This is a genomic window from Pseudomonas sp. TH41, from assembly GCF_016650695.1.
Lineage (GTDB): Bacteria > Pseudomonadota > Gammaproteobacteria > Pseudomonadales > Pseudomonadaceae > Aquipseudomonas.
Genome location: NZ_JAEKFH010000003.1, coordinates 1252195 through 1269390 on the forward strand (window position 1 = coordinate 1252195; position 17196 = coordinate 1269390).

Consider the following 17196-nt stretch of genomic DNA (forward strand, 5'->3'; position numbering starts at 1 on the left):
TAACGCGTGCTTGCGGGACACACGCGGTGCTCTCCGGCCCATCGCGAGCAAGCTCGCTCCTACACGGCAATAGTCAAAAAGGCTTGTCGTAGGTGATTTTCGGCTCTTTCCACGGACCTTTGACGGTGTACTTCACGGTGGCGAAACGCGCCACACTGTCGCCGATCAGCTTATCGATCAAGAACAGTGCGCCGCCGATGGCCGGCGCACCGACGATCAGCGCGGCAAGCGGCAGGTTGTTGGTCACCGGCAAGGTCACCAGCAACTTGGCATCGATCTGATCGCCTACCAGGTTCAGGGTGCCGTTGAGCTCGACATTGCTCGAAGGGCCCGTCATCTGAATCGGCTCACGGGTCACGTAAACCCCGTTGGTCCCGACGAGCAGCCCTTTAACACGGTCATAACTCAGGCCTTTGCCAAACAGGTCAGAGAAATCCAGGCGCAGACGGCGACCGATGGAGTTGAAGTTGAGCAGGCCAAACACCCGCAACGCCTGAGCGCTGCCTTCGACTTCGACAAACTGGCCTTTATTCATCGATGCATCGAGCGTCCCGGAGAAACGCTTGCTGGCCAACCAGGCCGGCGATCCGGGCCAGCGACCGTCAACATCCATACGGAAACTTTCGCTGGTAACGCTCGGCGCAAACCCCCAGCCCTTCAGTACATCCGCGAGGTTCTTGCCGCTGATTCGACCCTTGTACCAACTGCTGGAGCTGCCAGGCACGCCTTCCCAGCCGCCACTGCCCTGCAAGAGAATGCCTTTGAGGCCCATGTCCAAATTATTGAGGGCAATACCCTTGGCGGTCGGACGAATCTTGAGCGACCAGGCGCCGACGAGGTCCTGCCCCTGAAACAGTTGATTGATGACGATATCCATCGCCGGGATCTTCGTCGGGTCCACTGTGGCCAATGGGTCCGGTGAGTTTTCATCGGCCAGGACCTTTGGGTCCGGTGCCGGCAAGCGCACGTATTGCAGATTGATCGTAATCGGCACGGCCTTCGCGTCGGGGAGGCCGACACTGCCCTTGGCCTGCTGGCTGTCGAGCTGCAACGTCCACGCGGCCGGTTTACGGGTCAACTGAACCGATGCCTGATCAAGCGTAGTGCCCAAAGCGGTGAGCTTGCCGACCTTGAGGTCCGCGCCACTGAGCAACTGCTTGGCGTTACCGCCCGGATCCTGACCGGCGTACTTGTCCACCAGGTCTTTCCACGGCCCGACATCCAGCTCCGACAGCACGCCGCGCACCCGCAAGCCTTTGCTGCCGGGCAGCACGGCACTTCCGCCGCCCAGGAACAACTCACCGCGACCGTCGGCGAAGTTGCCCGTCGGGGCGGCAAACGTGAAGTCTGCCAGTTCGCCGTAATTGACCCAGTAGCGCCGCTCCGGCCCTTGCAGGGTCATACGGAACGTCGTGTTGCGCCCTGCATTGGCCGACATGCCAAAGGGCGCTGGCAAATCGACCACCACCCCTTTGAGGTTGGAGCTGACCATCAACTGGCTGTCGGCGCCATCCAGGTTCAGCTGGAGCTGATACGGGATCAGCCCGGAGACTGGCAATGGTTGAGTGACGCTCAACCAGTCAGTGAGTTTCTTGACCTCAACCTGACCGGAGGCCGTGACACGGGTCTTGATGTTGCCCGCGCTGCCATCGGCGAAAATCTGTGCCGTGACGGGCTTATCGAAGGCGCGCGCGCTGATGTTCTGCCCGCTCAAGCCCTTGGCGCTGTCGAAACGGAAATCGCCCTTGAGCTGCGTCAGCTCCAGCGGTGGCTCGGCCAGCTTCAAACGCGCCTTGGCGGTCTTGAAGTCGACGAGAATCTTCGGCTGTTCGCCTTTGGCCAGTGGAATATCCAGTTTCAGCTTGCCTTGCAGATCGCCCTCGCCTTCCCACCCGGCAAATGTATCGGCAGTACCGATCGGCGCTTCCTGCAGAATTTTCAGGCCATCCCCCAAACCGCCAGCGAACGCGCCATCGAGGAACAGATGGCTACTCTGCCCGGCCGGAACATGGGGAATGTTGACGTAAATGTCGCGAACCTGGGTATCGAGCAACTGGCCTTTGCTGGCCAGAATCCGCACGCCACTGTCTTCAACAAACACGTCACCCGAGACTTTGCTGACATGCGGCCAGCCCGGTTGAAACGCCAGTTCGGCATCGTGAACCTTGAAGAACAGGCTGATGCTGCGGTCTGTATCTGCGGCGCCGTGGTTCAGCGAACCTTGGTACTGGAAGAACCCTTCGTCCACCGCACCTTTGAGAATCGCTGTACGCAACCATTCGTCCAATGCCGGGCTGAGAACGGCCGGAAGGTACTTGGCGGTGTAACGGCCGTCGCCGTCGACCATACCGACCCGCAGGTCCATGTAGTCTTCCTGGGTGTGATCGAAGTGCAGACGGATCAGGAAGTCGCCAGCAATCTTGCCCTCTTCGCCCAGCACCTTCAGGTACGGCGCGATCAGGGTGAAGCCTTCTTTATCGAGCTTCCAGGTCAACCGGGCATTGGCCTGAATGTATTGCCATGGCTTGGCGAAGATCGGGTCCAGATGGAGGACAAAGTCTTTGCTGTCCATGCGCAGCTCGCCCTTGCCAAGGTCACCACTGATGCTGCCGCTGACATTTCGGGCCGCCGGTGCACCGTGATAGGCATCGAAACCGACCCGATCCAGATTGGCGGCAAAGCTGAACTGGCTGTCATCGGAGGCATTGGGCCGGATGTCGATAAGGACATTGCGCAGTCCACCCGTCACTTTCAAGTGCTCGACTGCGGTGGCAACACCCGAGGGCAGCGGCCCCAAGGCATTCAATAGAGGCGTGAGCGGCGTGAGATCGAAGCGATCGGCTTGCAGATGCCAAAGCTCGTCTGTCTTGTCGGTGGCCAGGCTTTGTTTGAATTGCAGATGCGATTCCCAACGGGTATCGCCGAAGTTCATGGCCAACGAATCCAGCGTCACCAGCACCCCTTCGGAACTGCGCTGGAAATAACCGTTGAGCGCCAGGTTGTTGATCTGGATCGGCTTGCGCTCGTCGTAGGCACCCTTGAGCTGCGGCGCATTCAAGCGGATCGCGGCGCTTTGCACGGCACCCTTGCTCCAGTTCACCCAGAGCTCGCCACCGGCCTTGATCTCGGAAAAACGCCATTGCTGAGTGAGCCGCTCCGGCAACCATTTCGACCAGTCGCTTTGTGGCAGGCTCAGGTACGCATCGGCCTCGCCGTCCTTCCACTCGCTGGCGCGAATGCGGGTACGCAGACTCACCGCCACCGGTTGGCCGTCGGGCAGCGTCAACCGGGCATCGAGACGCTGACGGGTGGCGCCGGTTTTCAGGTTGAGCCCCACATACGTCAGGGTCAGTGGCGACTGATCCAACGGCTGCAAGGTAACCTGGCTATCGAGCACCGATAGCTGCTGAACCATCTGCAGGCCATTGAGCAGTTGTTCCGGGTTCAGCGGCTGATCCTGCTGCACCGGCAAACCTTCCAGCGCCCAATGACCCTCTTCGCCTTCCTTGAGGCTGATCTTCAGGCCGTTGAGCTCCAGGTGTGCAATGCGCACTTCGCGCGCCAGCAGGCTGGCCCAAAGATCCGGCACCGCGCGCACCTGATCCAGGCGCAGCGCATTGACGCCCTCACCGACCGTTACGTCGTGAGCCAGCAAAATCGGCGCGAAGCCACTCCAGTTACCTTCCAGCTTGCCGATTTGCAACGGCATGCCCAAGGCAGTGGCGGCCCCGGTCTCGACTTCTGCACGGTACTCGGCCACCAGCGGCGTCAGCTCTCGGCCGAGGCTGACGTACAACGCCATCAACACCAGTGCCAACGCGCAGAGGCCCAGACCCCAGCGGGTCAGTGCGGCCAGAATGCGTGTCAGACGTTCCATGTCAGGTGGCTCCCATGGCAAAAATGTTGCAAAAAGCTGAAGCCAGCCGTTTCAGTCGAGTTAAAACACAACGATTCAGAGCAGCACCACGTCGTACTGTTCCTGGGAATACATGGTTTCCACCTGGAACCGAATAGTGCGTCCGATAAAGCCTTCGAGCTCAGCGACGTTGCCGGATTCTTCATCGAGCAAACGGTCGACAACTTTCTGGTTCGCCAATACACGATAGCCTTCCGCCTGATAGGCGCGAGCCTCGCGGAGGATTTCTCGGAAAATCTCGTAGCAGACGGTTTCCGGCGTCTTCAGTTTGCCGCGGCCCTGGCAACAGCTGCAGGGTTCGCACAGCACTTGCTCAAGGCTTTCGCGGGTGCGCTTGCGGGTCATCTGCACCAGGCCCAACTCGGTAATGCCGATGATGTTGGTCTTGGCGTGATCGCGCTCCAGCTGCTTCTCGAGCGTACGCAGCACCTGGCGCTGATGTTCTTCATCTTCCATGTCGATGAAGTCGATGATGATGATCCCGCCCAGGTTACGCAGACGCAATTGTCGAGCGATGGCGGTCGCGGCTTCGAGGTTGGTCTTGAAGATAGTTTCTTCGAGGTTGCGATGACCGACGAACGCGCCCGTGTTGACATCAATGGTGCTCATGGCTTCTGCCGGATCGACCACCAGATACCCGCCGGACTTCAGTGGGACTTTACGCTCCAGGGCCTTCTGGATTTCGTCTTCGACGCCGTACAAATCAAAAATCGGGCGCTCGCCCGGATAGTGTTCAAGACGATCGGCAATTTCCGGCATCAATTCGGCGACGAACTGCGTGGTTTTCTGGAACGTTTCCCGGGAGTCGATCCGGATTTTCTCGATCTTCGGACTCACCAGGTCACGCAAGGTGCGCAGCGCCAGGCCGAGGTCCTCGTAGATCACGCTCGGCGCGCTGATGGTCAGGATCTGGGCGTTGATCTGGTCCCACAGACGGCGCAGGTAGCGGATGTCCATCAGGATCTCATCGGCTCCCGCACCCTCGGCGGCGGTACGCAGGATGAAACCGCCGGCTTCCTTGATGCCCTCTTGGGCCACGCAGTCGGTGACCACTCGCTTGAGGCGTTCACGCTCGGCCTCGTCTTCGATCTTCAGCGAAATGCCGACATGGGCGGTGCGCGGCATATACACCAGATACCGCGACGGAATCGACAGCTGAGTCGTCAGGCGCGCGCCTTTGGAGCCGATCGGGTCCTTGGTGACTTGCACCACCAGGCTTTGGCCTTCATGAACCAGTGCGCTGATGCTCTCTACCGCCGGGCCTTCGCGCAGGGAAATTTCCGAGGCATGAATAAAGGCGGCGCGGTCCAGGCCGATGTCGACGAACGCCGCCTGCATGCCGGGTAATACCCGCACGACCTTGCCTTTATAGATGTTGCCGACGATCCCGCGCTTTTGCGTGCGCTCGACATGGACCTCTTGCAGGACACCGTTTTCAACCACCGCCACGCGCGATTCCATCGGCGTGATGTTGATCAGGATCTCTTCACTCATGGCAGGGTCTCGTTCAGGCATATTCACGGTAATGGCCGCATCTGGTCAGTACGACGCTTAACGCGCGTTAAGGGTTTGCCAACAGGGTATGCCGAAATGGCCGAGCAGCTCGAAGGTTTCGCACAGCGGCAATCCCACCACCGCCGAATAGCTGCCATTGAGCCCGGCGACAAACACCGCGCCCAGTCCTTGAATGCCATAGCCGCCAGCCTTGTCTCGCGGTTCGCCGCTGGCCCAGTAGGCCGCTGCTTCCTCAGCGCTGATCTGGCGAAAACGCACCAGACTGCGCACCACCCGAGATTCGCAACGCTCACCGTCGAGCACCGCAATGGCCGTCAGGACTTCGTGTTCATGACCGGACAACATCATCAGCATGGCGCACGCGTCAGCTTCATCAACCGGTTTGCCGAGAATTTTTCCATTCAGCACCACCGCAGTGTCGGCGCCCATTACGCAAAAATCTGCAACGGACACGACCGTGCCGCGTCCGGCCTCGGCCTTGCCGCGCGCCAGGCGCTCGACATAGGCCGCAGGGGATTCTTGAGTCAAAGGGGTTTCATCGATGTCCGCGCTGATGACGGAGAACGGCACGCCGATCTGCGTGAGCAGTTCACGCCGACGCGGCGAGCCTGAGGCGAGGTACAGCTGTTTCATCAAGACATCTCCCTTGTCGAGGTGCGGGCAAATGCCTGACCGAATTAATTGATTTTGTAGCGTCGACGCAAACCACGCAAACCGTAACTAACCCAAGGCCAGAGCAACGCGCTGACCAGCGCAGGCAACACCAGCGCCAGTGTCGGCTGACGATTGCCCGTCAGGGCGCTCAACCAGAGTTGAGCAAGCTGCGCGAGGCCGAAAATCACCAGGATCACCAGGCTCTGTTGCCACATCGGGAACATGCGCAGGCGCTGTTGCAACGACAGCACCAGGAACGTAATGAGTGTCAGGATCAACGCGTTCTGCCCCAGCAGCGTGCCGTAGAGCACGTCTTCAGCCAGGCCCAGGCACCACGCGGTGACCATGCCGACTTTCTGTGGCAAGGTCAGCGCCCAGAACGCCAGCAGCAAGGCCAGCCATAGCGGGCGGAGGATTTCCATGAATTGCGGCAGCGGCGAAACGCTGAGCAGCAGGCCGACGGCAAACGTCAGCCAGACCATCCAGCCGTTTCGGGATGAAGTAGCACCCGGCATTATTCTCGTCCCCCAGTAGTAGCCGGCGCGGAGACAGGCGGTTTGGCAGCGGGCTTGGCGGCAGCGGGTTGTGCTGCCGGCGGCTTGGCCGACGCAGGTGGCTTGGTCGCGGCAGGTTTCGCAGCGCCATGAGTGGCCGCCGGCTTGGCCGGGGCGGTAACGGCAGGTGCAGCAGGTGCGGCTGCCGGAGCCGCTGGTGCCGGAGCGGCAGCCGGGACGAGGGCCGGTTTCGGCACGGTCGCCGGGATGACCGGCCCACCGCCGTGCTGGTCCAGCGCTTCCTGAGCCTGGGCGGCTTCGTTGGCACGCTCTTCGGCGGTGCGGCCATCGCTGAACACCAGCAGCAGGTAACGGCTGCGGTTAAGTGCGGCAGTCGGCACGGCGCGGACAATGGCAAACGGCTGACCGGAATCGTGGATCACTTCCTTGACCGTCGCCACCGGGTAACCCGCCGGGAAACGCTGACCCAAGCCAGAGCTGACCAGCAGATCGCCTTCCTTGATATCGGCAGTGTCGGCAACATGGCGCAGTTCGAGACGTTCCGGGTTGCCGGTGCCGCTGGCAATCGCCCGCAGACCGTTGCGGTTCACCTGCACCGGAATGCTGTGAGTGGTGTCGGTCAGCAGCAGTACGCGGGAGGTGTACGGCATCAACTCGACCACCTGCCCCATCAAGCCACGGGCATCGAGCACCGGCTGACCGAGGACCACGCCGTCGCGTTCACCTTTATTGATGATGATGCGATGGGTGAAGGGATTGGGGTCCATGCCGATCAATTCGGCCACTTCGACCTTTTCGTTGACCAGCGCGGAGGAATTGAGCAACTCGCGCAGCCGAACGTTCTGCTCGGTGAGGGCCGCCAGCTTTTGCATGCGTCCCTGCAATAGCAGGTTTTCGGTTTTGAGTTTTTCGTTTTCGGCAACGAGCTCGGTACGACTGCCAAATTGGCTGGCCACACCTTGCCATAGCCGCTGCGGCAGGTCGGTGATCCAGTAAGACTGCATCAGCACCAGCGACATCTGGCTACGCACTGGCTTGAGCAGTGTGAAGCGGGCATCGACCACCATCAGCGCGACCGATAGCACGACCAGCACTAATACGCGCACGCCCAATGAGGGGCCTTTGGTGAAAAGCGGTTTAATAAGCCGCTCCTCCCAGGCAAATGTGTTCTTTATTCATACGGCATCAAACCGGCCTGGATGCAGACTGACAGAAGATAAACGCCAACAGGCAGCACTGCAAAGTGCTGCCCGCGCGCTCAACAGCATAGGTGCACCGGGCGAGATCACTCGCTCGACAGCAGGTCCATGGTGTGTTTATCCATCATTTCCAATGCACGGCCACCGCCGCGAGCAACGCAGGTCAGCGGGTCTTCGGCAACGATGACCGGCAGACCGGTTTCCTGGGCCAGCAGCTTGTCGAGGTCGCGCAGCAAGGCGCCACCACCGGTCAGCACCAAACCACGCTCGGCGATATCGGAAGCCAGTTCCGGAGGCGATTGCTCCAGTGCACTTTTCACAGCCTGAACGATGGTGGCCAGGGACTCTTGCAGAGCTTCCAGCACTTCATTGGAGTTCAGGGTGAATGCGCGTGGAACGCCTTCAGCCAGGTTACGGCCACGCACGTCGACTTCGCGAACTTCGCCGCCCGGGTAGGCCGTACCGATTTCCTGTTTGATGCGCTCGGCGGTGGATTCGCCGATCAGGCTGCCGTAGTTACGACGCACGTAAGTGATGATCGCTTCGTCGAAACGGTCGCCGCCAACCCGTACGGATTCGGCGTAGACCACACCGTTCAGGGAGATCAGTGCGATTTCAGTGGTACCGCCACCGATATCGACAACCATCGAACCGCGCGCTTCTTCAACCGGCAGGCCGGCACCGATCGCAGCGGCCATTGGCTCTTCGATCAGGAACACTTCACGGGCACCGGCACCGAGGGCCGATTCACGGATGGCACGACGCTCAACCTGGGTGGATTTGCACGGAACGCAGATCAGCACGCGAGGGCTAGGCTGCAGGAAGCTGTTTTCGTGAACCTTGTTGATAAAGTACTGCAGCATCTTTTCGCAGACGCTGAAGTCGGCGATCACGCCGTCTTTCATCGGACGAATGGCAGCGATGTTGCCTGGCGTTCGGCCGAGCATGCGCTTGGCCTCGGTGCCGACAGCAACGACACTTTTCTGGTTACCGTGTGTCCGAATAGCCACAACGGAGGGCTCATTCAGGACGATACCGCGCTCGCGCACGTAAATAAGGGTGTTGGCAGTGCCCAGGTCAATGGAAAGATCGCTGGAAAACATGCCACGCAGTTTCTTGAACATGGGAAAGGGACCCTAGGCAACGCGTGGGTAAAAAAGTGCGGCAAACTCTAACAACGACAGGGATTTTGGGCAAGGCGCCAATATGTTAAATTGGCCGCTTTTCTGTGCACCAACCCCCACAATCGCGGCCTTATGACCGTAGAAATGCGGTAGTGTTCCGACAATCTAACACACGGACGCCGTCCGTTCTGTTTTCCACTGGAGATTCCCATGGCGCTTGAACGCTCCGACGTGGAAAAAATCGCTCATCTGGCCTGCCTTGGCCTCAATGATGCCGATCTTCCACACATCACTTCGGCCCTGAACAGCATTCTCGGGCTGGTCGACGAAATGCAGGCGGTCAATACCGACGGTATCGAACCGCTCGCCCACCCACTGGAAGCCAGCCAGCGCCTGCGTGCAGACGTCGTGACCGAGACCAATCATCGCGAGGCTTATCAGTCCATCGCGCCATCGGTCGAAAACGGCCTGTACCTGGTTCCGAAAGTCATCGACTAAAGGGAAAGAGCCTGCAATGCATCAATTGACTCTGGCCGAGATCGCTCGCGGACTCGCCGATAAAAAGTTTTCTTCCGAAGAGCTGACCAAGGTCCTGCTGGCGCGTATCGCCCAGCTCGATCCGCAGCTCAACAGCTTCATCAGCCTCACCGAAGACCTGGCGCTCCAGCAGGCGAAAGCCGCTGACGCACGCCGGGCCAATGGTGAGAGCGGCGCCCTGCTCGGCGCGCCGATCGCCCACAAAGACCTGTTCTGCACTCAGGGCATCCGCACCAGCTGCGGCTCGAAGATGCTCGACAACTTTAAAGCCCCGTACGACGCCACCGTGGTTGCCAAGCTGGCCGCAGCGGGCGCGGTAACGCTCGGCAAGACCAACATGGACGAATTCGCCATGGGTTCGGCCAACGAGTCGAGCTACTACGGCGCCGTGAAAAACCCGTGGAACCTCGAACACGTTCCGGGCGGTTCCTCCGGCGGCTCTGCGGCTGCCGTTGCCGCTCGTCTGTTGCCGGCGGCCACCGGCACCGACACGGGCGGTTCGATCCGTCAGCCCGCTGCACTGACCAACCTCACCGGCCTCAAACCGACGTACGGTCGTGTTTCGCGCTGGGGCATGATCGCTTATGCCTCCAGCCTCGATCAGGGCGGCCCGTTGGCTCGCACTGCCGAAGACTGCGCCATCCTGTTGCAAGGCATGGCCGGTTTCGACCCACAGGACTCCACCAGCATCGACGAGCCGGTGCCTGATTACAGCGCCAGCCTCAACGGTTCGTTGCAAGGCCTGCGCATCGGCGTGCCGAAGGAATACTTCAGCGCCGGTCTTGACTCGCGCATCGCCGAGCTGATCCACAACAGCGTCAAGGAGCTGGAAAAGCTCGGCGCCGTGGTCAAGGAAATCAGCCTGCCGAACATGCAGCACGCCATTCCTGCGTACTACGTGATCGCCCCGGCGGAAGCCTCGTCCAACCTGTCGCGTTTCGACGGCGTGCGTTTCGGCTACCGCTGCGAAGACCCGAAAAACCTGATCGACCTGTACAAACGTTCCCGTGGCGAAGGTTTCGGCCCGGAAGTACAGCGCCGGATCATGGTCGGTGCCTACGCGCTGTCGGCCGGTTACTACGACGCCTACTACCTGAAGGCGCAGAAGATCCGCCGCCTGATCAAGAACGACTTCATGGCTGCGTTTAATGAGGTCGACATCATCCTCGGCCCAACCACACCGAACCCGGCCTGGAAGCTCGGCGCCAAGAACAGCGACCCGGTCGCTGCGTACCTGGAAGACGTCTACACCATCACCGCCAACCTCGCGGGTCTGCCGGGCTTGTCCATGCCCGCCGGTTTCGTCGACGGACTGCCGGTTGGTGTACAGCTGCTTGCCCCGTATTTCCAGGAAGGTCGCCTGTTGAACGTTGCCCACCAGTATCAGCTCAATACTGACTGGCACACCCGCACCCCAACCGGCTTCTGAGGAGAAACACATGCAATGGGAAGTCGTGATCGGGCTGGAGATTCATACCCAGCTCACCACCCGGTCGAAAATCTTTTCCGGTAGTTCCACTACGTTCGGCTCCGAGCCGAACACCCAGGCCAGCCTGGTAGACCTGGGCATGCCCGGCGTACTACCGGTGCTGAACCAGGAAGCGGTGCGCATGGCGGTGATGTTCGGTCTCGCCATCGATGCCGAGATCGGCCAGCACAACGTGTTCGCCCGTAAAAACTATTTCTACCCGGACCTGCCGAAGGGCTACCAGATCAGCCAGATGGAATTGCCGATCGTCGGCAAGGGCCACCTGGACATCGCCCTGGAAGACGGCACGGTCAAACGCGTCGGCATCACCCGCGCGCACCTGGAAGAAGACGCCGGTAAAAGCCTGCACGAAGAATTCACCGGTGCCACCGGCATCGACCTGAACCGTGCCGGCACACCGTTGCTGGAAATCGTTTCCGAGCCGGACATGCGCAGCGCCAAGGAAGCCGTGGCTTACGTCAAGGCGGTCCACGCGCTGGTGCGCTACCTCGGCATCTGCGACGGCAACATGGCCGAAGGCTCGCTGCGTTGCGACTGCAACGTGTCGATCCGTCCAAAGGGCCAGGCCGAATTCGGCACGCGCTGCGAGATCAAGAACGTCAACTCGTTCCGGTTCATCGAGAAGGCGATCAACACCGAAGTACAGCGTCAGATCGAACTGATCGAAGACGGCGGCAAGGTGATCCAGCAGACCCGCCTGTACGATCCAAACAAGGACGAAACCCGGCCGATGCGCAGCAAAGAGGAAGCCAACGACTACCGTTACTTCCCGGATCCGGACCTGCTGCCAGTGGTCATCGAAGACTCGTTCCTCAACGACGTGCGCGCCACCCTGCCGGAATTGCCACCGCAGAAACGCGAGCGCTTCCAGGCGCAGTTCGGTCTGTCGGTCTACGACGCCAGCGTCCTGGCCACCAGCCGCGAGCAAGCCGATTACTTCGAGAAAGTCGTGAGCATCGGCGGCGACGCCAAACTGGCGGCCAACTGGGTAATGGTTGAGCTGGGAAGCCTGTTGAACAAGCAGGGCCTGGACATCGACCAATCGCCGGTCTCGGCCGAGCAACTGGGCGGCATGCTGCTGCGCATCACCGACAACACCATCTCCGGCAAGATCGCCAAAGTGGTGTTTGAAGCCATGGCCAACGGCGAAGGCAGCGCGGACGAGATCATCGACAAGCGCGGCCTGAAGCAAGTCACCGACACAGGCGCGATCTCGGCGGTGCTGGATGAAATGCTCGCGGCCAACGCGGAACAGGTTGAACAATACCGCGCGGCAGACGAAGCCAAACGCGGCAAGATGTTCGGCTTCTTCGTCGGCCAGGCCATGAAAGCCTCCAAAGGCAAGGCCAACCCGCAACAGGTTAACGAACTGCTGAAAAGCAAGCTCGAAGGCTGATGAGCATGGAGCCAGATTTAATGCCTGGCTCAAATCCTTGTAGGAGCGAGCTTGCTCGCGATGGAGTGTCAGCCGACATCAACTTAGCTGACACACCATCGCAAGCAAGCTTGCTCCTACAGTTGTTTCGGGGAACCCTACTATGAAGCGTCTACTTGGCGCCTGCGCCCTGCTCTCGCTGCTTGCCGGTTGTGCGAGTAACGAAACCGTCGATCCGCACGGCTATGACAAGACCGGCATGGCCTCGTATTACGGCGCCAAACACCAAGGCAAACGCACCGCCAGCGGCGAGCGTTTCGACAAAAATTCCCTGACCGCCGCCCATCGCCAGTTGCCATTCGGCACGCGGGTGAAGGTCACCAACCTTAATAACGACAAATCCTGCGTGGTCCGCATCAATGACCGTGGCCCGCACACTCGTGGCCGTCTGATCGATCTGTCCCATGAAGCCGCACAACGCCTGGGCATGCTGGGCAGCGGCACCGCACGGGTTCGTGTGCAAGCCCTCGACAACTGACCGCCGGAGCCCCGACTATTTTCGGACTTGCCGATATACCGCTGCTCAGCGTGATTGAATTGCTCTGCGGCTTGTTTCTACTGATCGCCGGCGCCGAGCTGATGGTGCGCGCCGCCGTGCGCCTGGCCGCGCGCCTGCATGTGCGGCCGCTGATCATCGGCCTGACGATTGTCGCCCTCGGCAGCAGCGCACCGCAAATGGCAGTCAGCCTGCAAGCCACCCTGGCGCAAAACGCCGACATCGCCGTCGGCAGTGTGATCGGCAGCAGCATTTTCAATATCCTTGTCACCCTCGGACTCTCGGCGCTGATCATTCCGCTACGGGTTTCACGGCAATTGGTGCGCCTGGATATACCGCTGATGATCGGCGCCAGCCTGCTGGTGTTCGTTCTGGCGTGGAATGAAGAACTGACCCGGACGGACGGCATGATTCTGCTGGCCGCCCTGGCGCTGTATCTGGGCTTGTTGCTGCGTCAGTCACGGCATTCGGCCCGCCCGCAATCCAGCCATCAGGACAGCCCCCAAGTGCCCTGGGTCAGCAGTCTGCTGATGATCATCGGCGGACTGGCGATGCTGATCTACGCCGGACACTTGTTGTTGGGCGCGGCGGTTTCGGTCGCCACCGACCTGGGACTATCGGAAAGGATCATCGGCCTGACCATCGTCGCCGTCAGCACCTCACTGCCGGAATTGGCCACCTCGTTGATCGCTGCATTGCGCGGTCAACGGGAAATCGCCGTGGGCAACGTGATCGGCAGCAACCTGTTCAATCTCTTGGGCGTGCTCGGCGTGACCGCGCTGATCGCACCGTCGCCGCTGTCGGTATCGCCCAACGCCCTGGATTTCGACCTGCCGGTGATGCTCGGTGTCGCGACGCTGTGCCTGCCGGTGTTCTATTCCGGATACCGGGTGACCCGCGCCGAAGGCCTGCTGTTTTTGGGGTTGTACCTGGCTTACGGTCTGCACGTGGTGTCGTTCACCACCGGCATGCCACTGGCCGGCAAGCTTGAACACCTGATGCTGTTTTTCGTGTTGCCGGCACTGGTGGCGTTTTTGCTGTTCACGTCGCTGCGCGCCTGGCATCACCAACACCACAAGAGGGAATTGCCATGACCGATAACAAAAAGCCCGGCGTTGAAGTGCGCCGCCAAGTGATGGGCGACGCCTTCGTCGACCGTGCACTGGGCAATGCCACCGAGTTCACCCAGCCGCTGCAGGACTTCGTCAATGAACACGCCTGGGGCGGCGTGTGGAATCGCGAGGGCTTGCCGCTGAAAACCCGCAGCCTGATCACCCTCGCCGCGCTGACTGCGCTGAAGTGCCCGCAAGAATTGAAAGGTCACGTGCGGGGTGCGCTAAACAATGGCTGCACCGTGGAAGAGATTCGCGAAGCGCTGCTGCATTGCGCGGTGTACGCCGGCGTACCGGCAGCGATCGATGCGTTTCGGGCGGCGCAGGAAGTGATTGATACTTACCAAAAGCCGGAGTAACCACCGAAATCTGTGCTGAACGTTCTGCCGTCATCGCGGGCAAGCCCGCTCCCACAGGGTCTTTGGTGTTAACACAATTTGAGCAACAAAGAAGATCACTGTGGGAGCGGGCTTGCCCGCGAAGAGGCCCAAAAGAACACCGCAAAATACCGGTCAGATCCACCCACCCCACTGCAACAAAAAGATCCCGAGGTTGGTGGTGACCGCCGCCATCAATGTGGTGATCACGATGATCGCGGCCGCCAGCTCATGATTGCCATTGGCCTGACGGGCCATGACAAAACTGGCTGCAGCGGTCGGGCTGCCGAAGTACAGAAACAGAATTCCCAGCTCCGCCCCACGAAAGCCCCACAGCCACGCCCCCAGAGTCGCCAGCACCGGCAGGCCGATCATCTTCACCAGGCTTGAGCTCAGCGCCATGTTGCCGCTTTTGCGCAACGCCGCCAGCGACAACGTGCCGCCGATACAGATCAGCGCCAACGGCAACGTGGTTTGCGCCAGATATTGGCCAGACGTTTCCAGCCAGCCCGGCAAGCCGATCTTGAAATACGCAAACGGCACCGCCGCAATCACACTGATGATCAACGGGTTGATCATCACACTTTTGAAAATGCTCCACGGATCGGACTTGATCACCGGGCTGTACACCGCCAGCACAATGGTCGACAGCGTGTTGTACAACAGGATCACCAGCGCGGCGAGAATCGCCCCGAGGGAAATCCCGTAATCGCCGTACATGCTCGCGGCCAGCGCGAGACCGATGACGCCGTTGTTACCGCGAAAGGCGCCTTGGGTGTAAATCCCCCTGTCTTCTCGCGGGCACTTCCAGATCGCCCAGCCCCAGGCGATGGCGAAACACACCAGGGTCGCGACCGAGAAATAGATCAGCAGTGCTGGTTGCAACGCGGCGTTCAGGTCGGCATGCAGGATGCCCAGAAACAGCAACGCCGGCATGGTGACGTTGAACACCAGGGCCGACGCCGTGTGGATGAAGTTGTCGTTGATCCAGTCGATGCGCTTGAGCAGCACCCCCAGAAACAGCATGGCGAACACCGGCGCGGTGATGTTCAGGGTTTCTAGGAAGATAGCCAGCATGCCGGGGGGAACCTTGGGTGAGCGTCATTAGGGGGCTAATGATAAGCCACCGGGGACTTCGGTGTCCGGGAGATCGCCTTCGCGAGCAAGCCCGCTCCCACATTGGATTTTCGCCGCGCACACATTTTGTGTTCGACGCCGATCCAAAGTGGGAGCGGGCTTGCTCGCGAAGCAGGCGACGCGGTCTTAAGTGATCGGCGCCGGGTTGAACAAGGTGATGTCGTTATGCAGCTTGTGCTGCTCGGCCCATGTCTGCTTCTTGCCGCTGGCCACGTCCAGGTAGTAGTGGAACAACTCCCACCCAAGATCCTCGATCGAAGCCCGCCCGGTCGCAATCCGCCCGGCATCAATGTCGATCAAATCCGGCCAGCGTTGCGCCAGCTCGGTTCGGGTCGACACCTTCACCACCGGCGCCATGGCCAAACCGTAAGGCGTGCCGCGCCCAGTGGTAAATACATGCAGGTTCATCCCTGCCGCCAACTGCAACGTCCCGCAGACAAAGTCACTGGCCGGGGTCGCGCAGAAAATCAGCCCTTTGCGCTTGAAGCGCTCGCCAGGGCCCAGCACGCCGTTGATGGCGCTGCTGCCGGATTTGACGATCGATCCCAGGGACTTCTCGACAATGTTCGACAACCCGCCCTTCTTGTTCCCCGGCGTGGTGTTGGCGCTGCGATCCGCTTCGCCTTTGGCCAGGTAGCGGTCGTACCAGTCCATTTCCCGCACCAGCTCCTGGGCGACTTCTTTGGTTTCCGCCCGGGAAGTCAGCAGATAGATCGCGTCGCGCACTTCGGTGACTTCGGAAAACATCACCGTCGCGCCAGCCCGCAGCAGCAGGTCCGAAGCGAAACCCAGCGCCGGGTTGGCAGTGATGCCGGAGAACGCATCGCTGCCACCGCACTGCATACCGAGGATCAGCTCGGAGGCCGGCACGGTTTCCCGACGACGTTGATCGAGTTTCTTCAAACGGGTTTCGGCCAACGCCATGATCTGCTCGATCATCTCGGTGAAACCATGACTCGAATCCTGCAAGCGATACAGCCACGGATCGCTCAAATCCACTGAACGGTCGTTCTCGTGCATCACCTGCCCGGCCTGCAATTTCTCGCAGCCCAGGCTGATCACCAACGCTTCGCCCCCCAGGTTCGGGTTGCGTGCCAGGTTGCGCACGGTACGGATCGGGATATAGGCATCGGTGGCGGTGATCGCCACGCCACAGCCGTAACTGTGGGTCAGCGCAACCACGTCATCGACGTTCGGGTACTTGGGCAGCAATTCATCCTTGATGCGCTTGACCGCATGATCGAGCACCCCCGTCACGCACTGAACCGTCGTGGTGATGCCAAGAATGTTGCGCGTGCCGACGGTGCCGTCGGCGTTGCGATACCCCTCGAACGTAAAGCCTTCCAGCGGTGCTTGCGCGACCGGCACTTCGGTGGACAGCGGCAAGCTGTCCAGCGGTGGCGCGGTGGGCATGCGCAATTGATCTTCCTTGACCCAACTGCCGCGCGGAATCGGCTGCAACGCGTAGCCAATGGTCTGGCCGTAACGGATCACCTGGCCACCCTCGGGAATGTCTTCCAGGGTGACCTTGTGGCTCTGTGGCACGAAGTCCACGGTGACCAGCCCGTCCGGAAACTCGGTGCCGGCCGGCACGCCTTGGTCATTGACCACGATCACGACGTTGTCCCGCTCGTGCAGGCGGATGTAGCGCGGCGAGTCGGAATGTTCAATCAACTGCATGACGCCGCTC

General features: G+C 60.6%; 14 protein-coding genes. 6 read left to right on the forward strand and 8 right to left on the reverse strand.

Annotation, left to right across the window (positions count from 1 at the left end; translation table 11 throughout):
* Positions 1-73: 73 nt before the first annotated feature.
* The 6 genes from JFU37_RS08505 to mreB form a co-directional block, all read right to left on the reverse strand.
* The gene (locus tag JFU37_RS08505) at positions 74-3877 is read right to left on the reverse strand and encodes a YhdP family protein (RefSeq protein ID WP_201114882.1); all 3804 of its coding nucleotides are present in this window, start codon (positions 3875-3877) and stop codon (positions 74-76) included.
* Positions 3878-3952: 75 nt separating this feature from the next.
* Entirely contained in the window at positions 3953-5410 is a 1458-nt protein-coding gene (rng, locus tag JFU37_RS08510) for a ribonuclease G (RefSeq protein ID WP_201114883.1), read from the reverse strand.
* Positions 5411-5467: 57 nt separating this feature from the next.
* A complete protein-coding gene (locus JFU37_RS08515) occupies positions 5468-6064 on the reverse strand; it encodes a Maf family protein (RefSeq protein WP_201114884.1) in 597 nt (198 codons plus the stop codon).
* A gap of 44 nt (positions 6065-6108) precedes the next feature.
* A complete protein-coding gene (gene mreD, locus JFU37_RS08520; RefSeq protein ID WP_201114885.1) occupies positions 6109-6600 on the reverse strand; it encodes a rod shape-determining protein MreD in 492 nt (163 codons plus the stop codon).
* The gene (mreC, locus tag JFU37_RS08525; RefSeq protein ID WP_201116459.1) at positions 6600-7742 is read right to left on the reverse strand and encodes a rod shape-determining protein MreC; all 1143 of its coding nucleotides are present in this window, start codon (positions 7740-7742) and stop codon (positions 6600-6602) included. Before mreC ends, mreD begins: the two co-directional genes overlap by 1 nt.
* A gap of 143 nt (positions 7743-7885) precedes the next feature.
* Positions 7886-8923: a rod shape-determining protein MreB gene (gene mreB / locus JFU37_RS08530; protein WP_002555108.1), complete on the reverse strand. Its 1038-nt coding sequence runs from the start codon at positions 8921-8923 to the stop codon at positions 7886-7888.
* Between the two features lie 210 nt (positions 8924-9133).
* On the opposite strand from mreB, the gene gatC reads away from it, so the two are divergent.
* From gatC to JFU37_RS08560, 6 genes are all read left to right on the forward strand, one after another.
* The gene (gatC, locus tag JFU37_RS08535) at positions 9134-9421 is read left to right on the forward strand and encodes an Asp-tRNA(Asn)/Glu-tRNA(Gln) amidotransferase subunit GatC (protein WP_201114886.1); all 288 of its coding nucleotides are present in this window, start codon (positions 9134-9136) and stop codon (positions 9419-9421) included.
* Positions 9422-9437: 16 nt separating this feature from the next.
* Positions 9438-10889, forward strand: coding sequence for an Asp-tRNA(Asn)/Glu-tRNA(Gln) amidotransferase subunit GatA (gene gatA, locus JFU37_RS08540; protein WP_201114887.1), 1452 nt, complete (start codon positions 9438-9440; stop codon positions 10887-10889).
* A gap of 10 nt (positions 10890-10899) precedes the next feature.
* Positions 10900-12345, forward strand: a complete 1446-nt coding sequence (gene gatB, locus JFU37_RS08545) for an Asp-tRNA(Asn)/Glu-tRNA(Gln) amidotransferase subunit GatB (RefSeq protein WP_201114888.1) — start codon at positions 10900-10902, stop codon at positions 12343-12345.
* Between the two features lie 142 nt (positions 12346-12487).
* Positions 12488-12862 carry a septal ring lytic transglycosylase RlpA family protein gene (locus JFU37_RS08550; protein WP_201114889.1) on the forward strand — a complete coding sequence of 125 codons (375 nt, stop codon included), beginning with the start codon at positions 12488-12490 and terminating at the stop codon, positions 12860-12862.
* A gap of 50 nt (positions 12863-12912) precedes the next feature.
* A complete protein-coding gene (locus JFU37_RS08555; protein ID WP_201114890.1) occupies positions 12913-13974 on the forward strand; it encodes a calcium/sodium antiporter in 1062 nt (353 codons plus the stop codon).
* Positions 13971-14351, forward strand: coding sequence for a carboxymuconolactone decarboxylase family protein (locus JFU37_RS08560; RefSeq protein ID WP_095129461.1), 381 nt, complete (start codon positions 13971-13973; stop codon positions 14349-14351). Before JFU37_RS08555 ends, JFU37_RS08560 begins: the two co-directional genes overlap by 4 nt.
* Positions 14352-14504: 153 nt before the next feature.
* Here the strand turns inward: JFU37_RS08560 and JFU37_RS08565 are convergent, their stop codons facing one another.
* Both JFU37_RS08565 and garD read right to left on the reverse strand, forming a co-directional pair.
* Positions 14505-15446, reverse strand: a complete 942-nt coding sequence (locus tag JFU37_RS08565; RefSeq protein ID WP_201114891.1) for an AEC family transporter — start codon at positions 15444-15446, stop codon at positions 14505-14507.
* Positions 15447-15632: 186 nt separating this feature from the next.
* Positions 15633-17186, reverse strand: coding sequence for a galactarate dehydratase (gene garD / locus JFU37_RS08570; protein ID WP_201114892.1), 1554 nt, complete (start codon positions 17184-17186; stop codon positions 15633-15635).
* Positions 17187-17196 lie beyond the last annotated feature (10 nt).

What these genes read in the sequence shown, in the direction of transcription:
- JFU37_RS08505 (WP_201114882.1), bottom strand. Translation starts at nt 3,877, where the DNA reads ATGGAACGTCTGACACGCATTCTGGCCGCACTGACCCGCTGGGGTCTG.
- rng (WP_201114883.1), bottom strand. Translation starts at nt 5,410, where the DNA reads ATGAGTGAAGAGATCCTGATCAACATCACGCCGATGGAATCGCGCGTG.
- JFU37_RS08515 (WP_201114884.1), bottom strand. Translation starts at nt 6,064, where the DNA reads ATGAAACAGCTGTACCTCGCCTCAGGCTCGCCGCGTCGGCGTGAACTG.
- mreD (WP_201114885.1), bottom strand. Translation starts at nt 6,600, where the DNA reads ATGCCGGGTGCTACTTCATCCCGAAACGGCTGGATGGTCTGGCTGACG.
- mreB (WP_002555108.1), bottom strand. Translation starts at nt 8,923, where the DNA reads ATGTTCAAGAAACTGCGTGGCATGTTTTCCAGCGATCTTTCCATTGAC.
- gatC (WP_201114886.1), top strand. Translation starts at nt 9,134, where the DNA reads ATGGCGCTTGAACGCTCCGACGTGGAAAAAATCGCTCATCTGGCCTGC.
- gatA (WP_201114887.1), top strand. Translation starts at nt 9,438, where the DNA reads ATGCATCAATTGACTCTGGCCGAGATCGCTCGCGGACTCGCCGATAAA.
- gatB (WP_201114888.1), top strand. Translation starts at nt 10,900, where the DNA reads ATGCAATGGGAAGTCGTGATCGGGCTGGAGATTCATACCCAGCTCACC.
- JFU37_RS08550 (WP_201114889.1), top strand. Translation starts at nt 12,488, where the DNA reads ATGAAGCGTCTACTTGGCGCCTGCGCCCTGCTCTCGCTGCTTGCCGGT.
- JFU37_RS08560 (WP_095129461.1), top strand. Translation starts at nt 13,971, where the DNA reads ATGACCGATAACAAAAAGCCCGGCGTTGAAGTGCGCCGCCAAGTGATG.
- JFU37_RS08565 (WP_201114891.1), bottom strand. Translation starts at nt 15,446, where the DNA reads ATGCTGGCTATCTTCCTAGAAACCCTGAACATCACCGCGCCGGTGTTC.
- garD (WP_201114892.1), bottom strand. Translation starts at nt 17,186, where the DNA reads ATGCAGTTGATTGAACATTCCGACTCGCCGCGCTACATCCGCCTGCAC.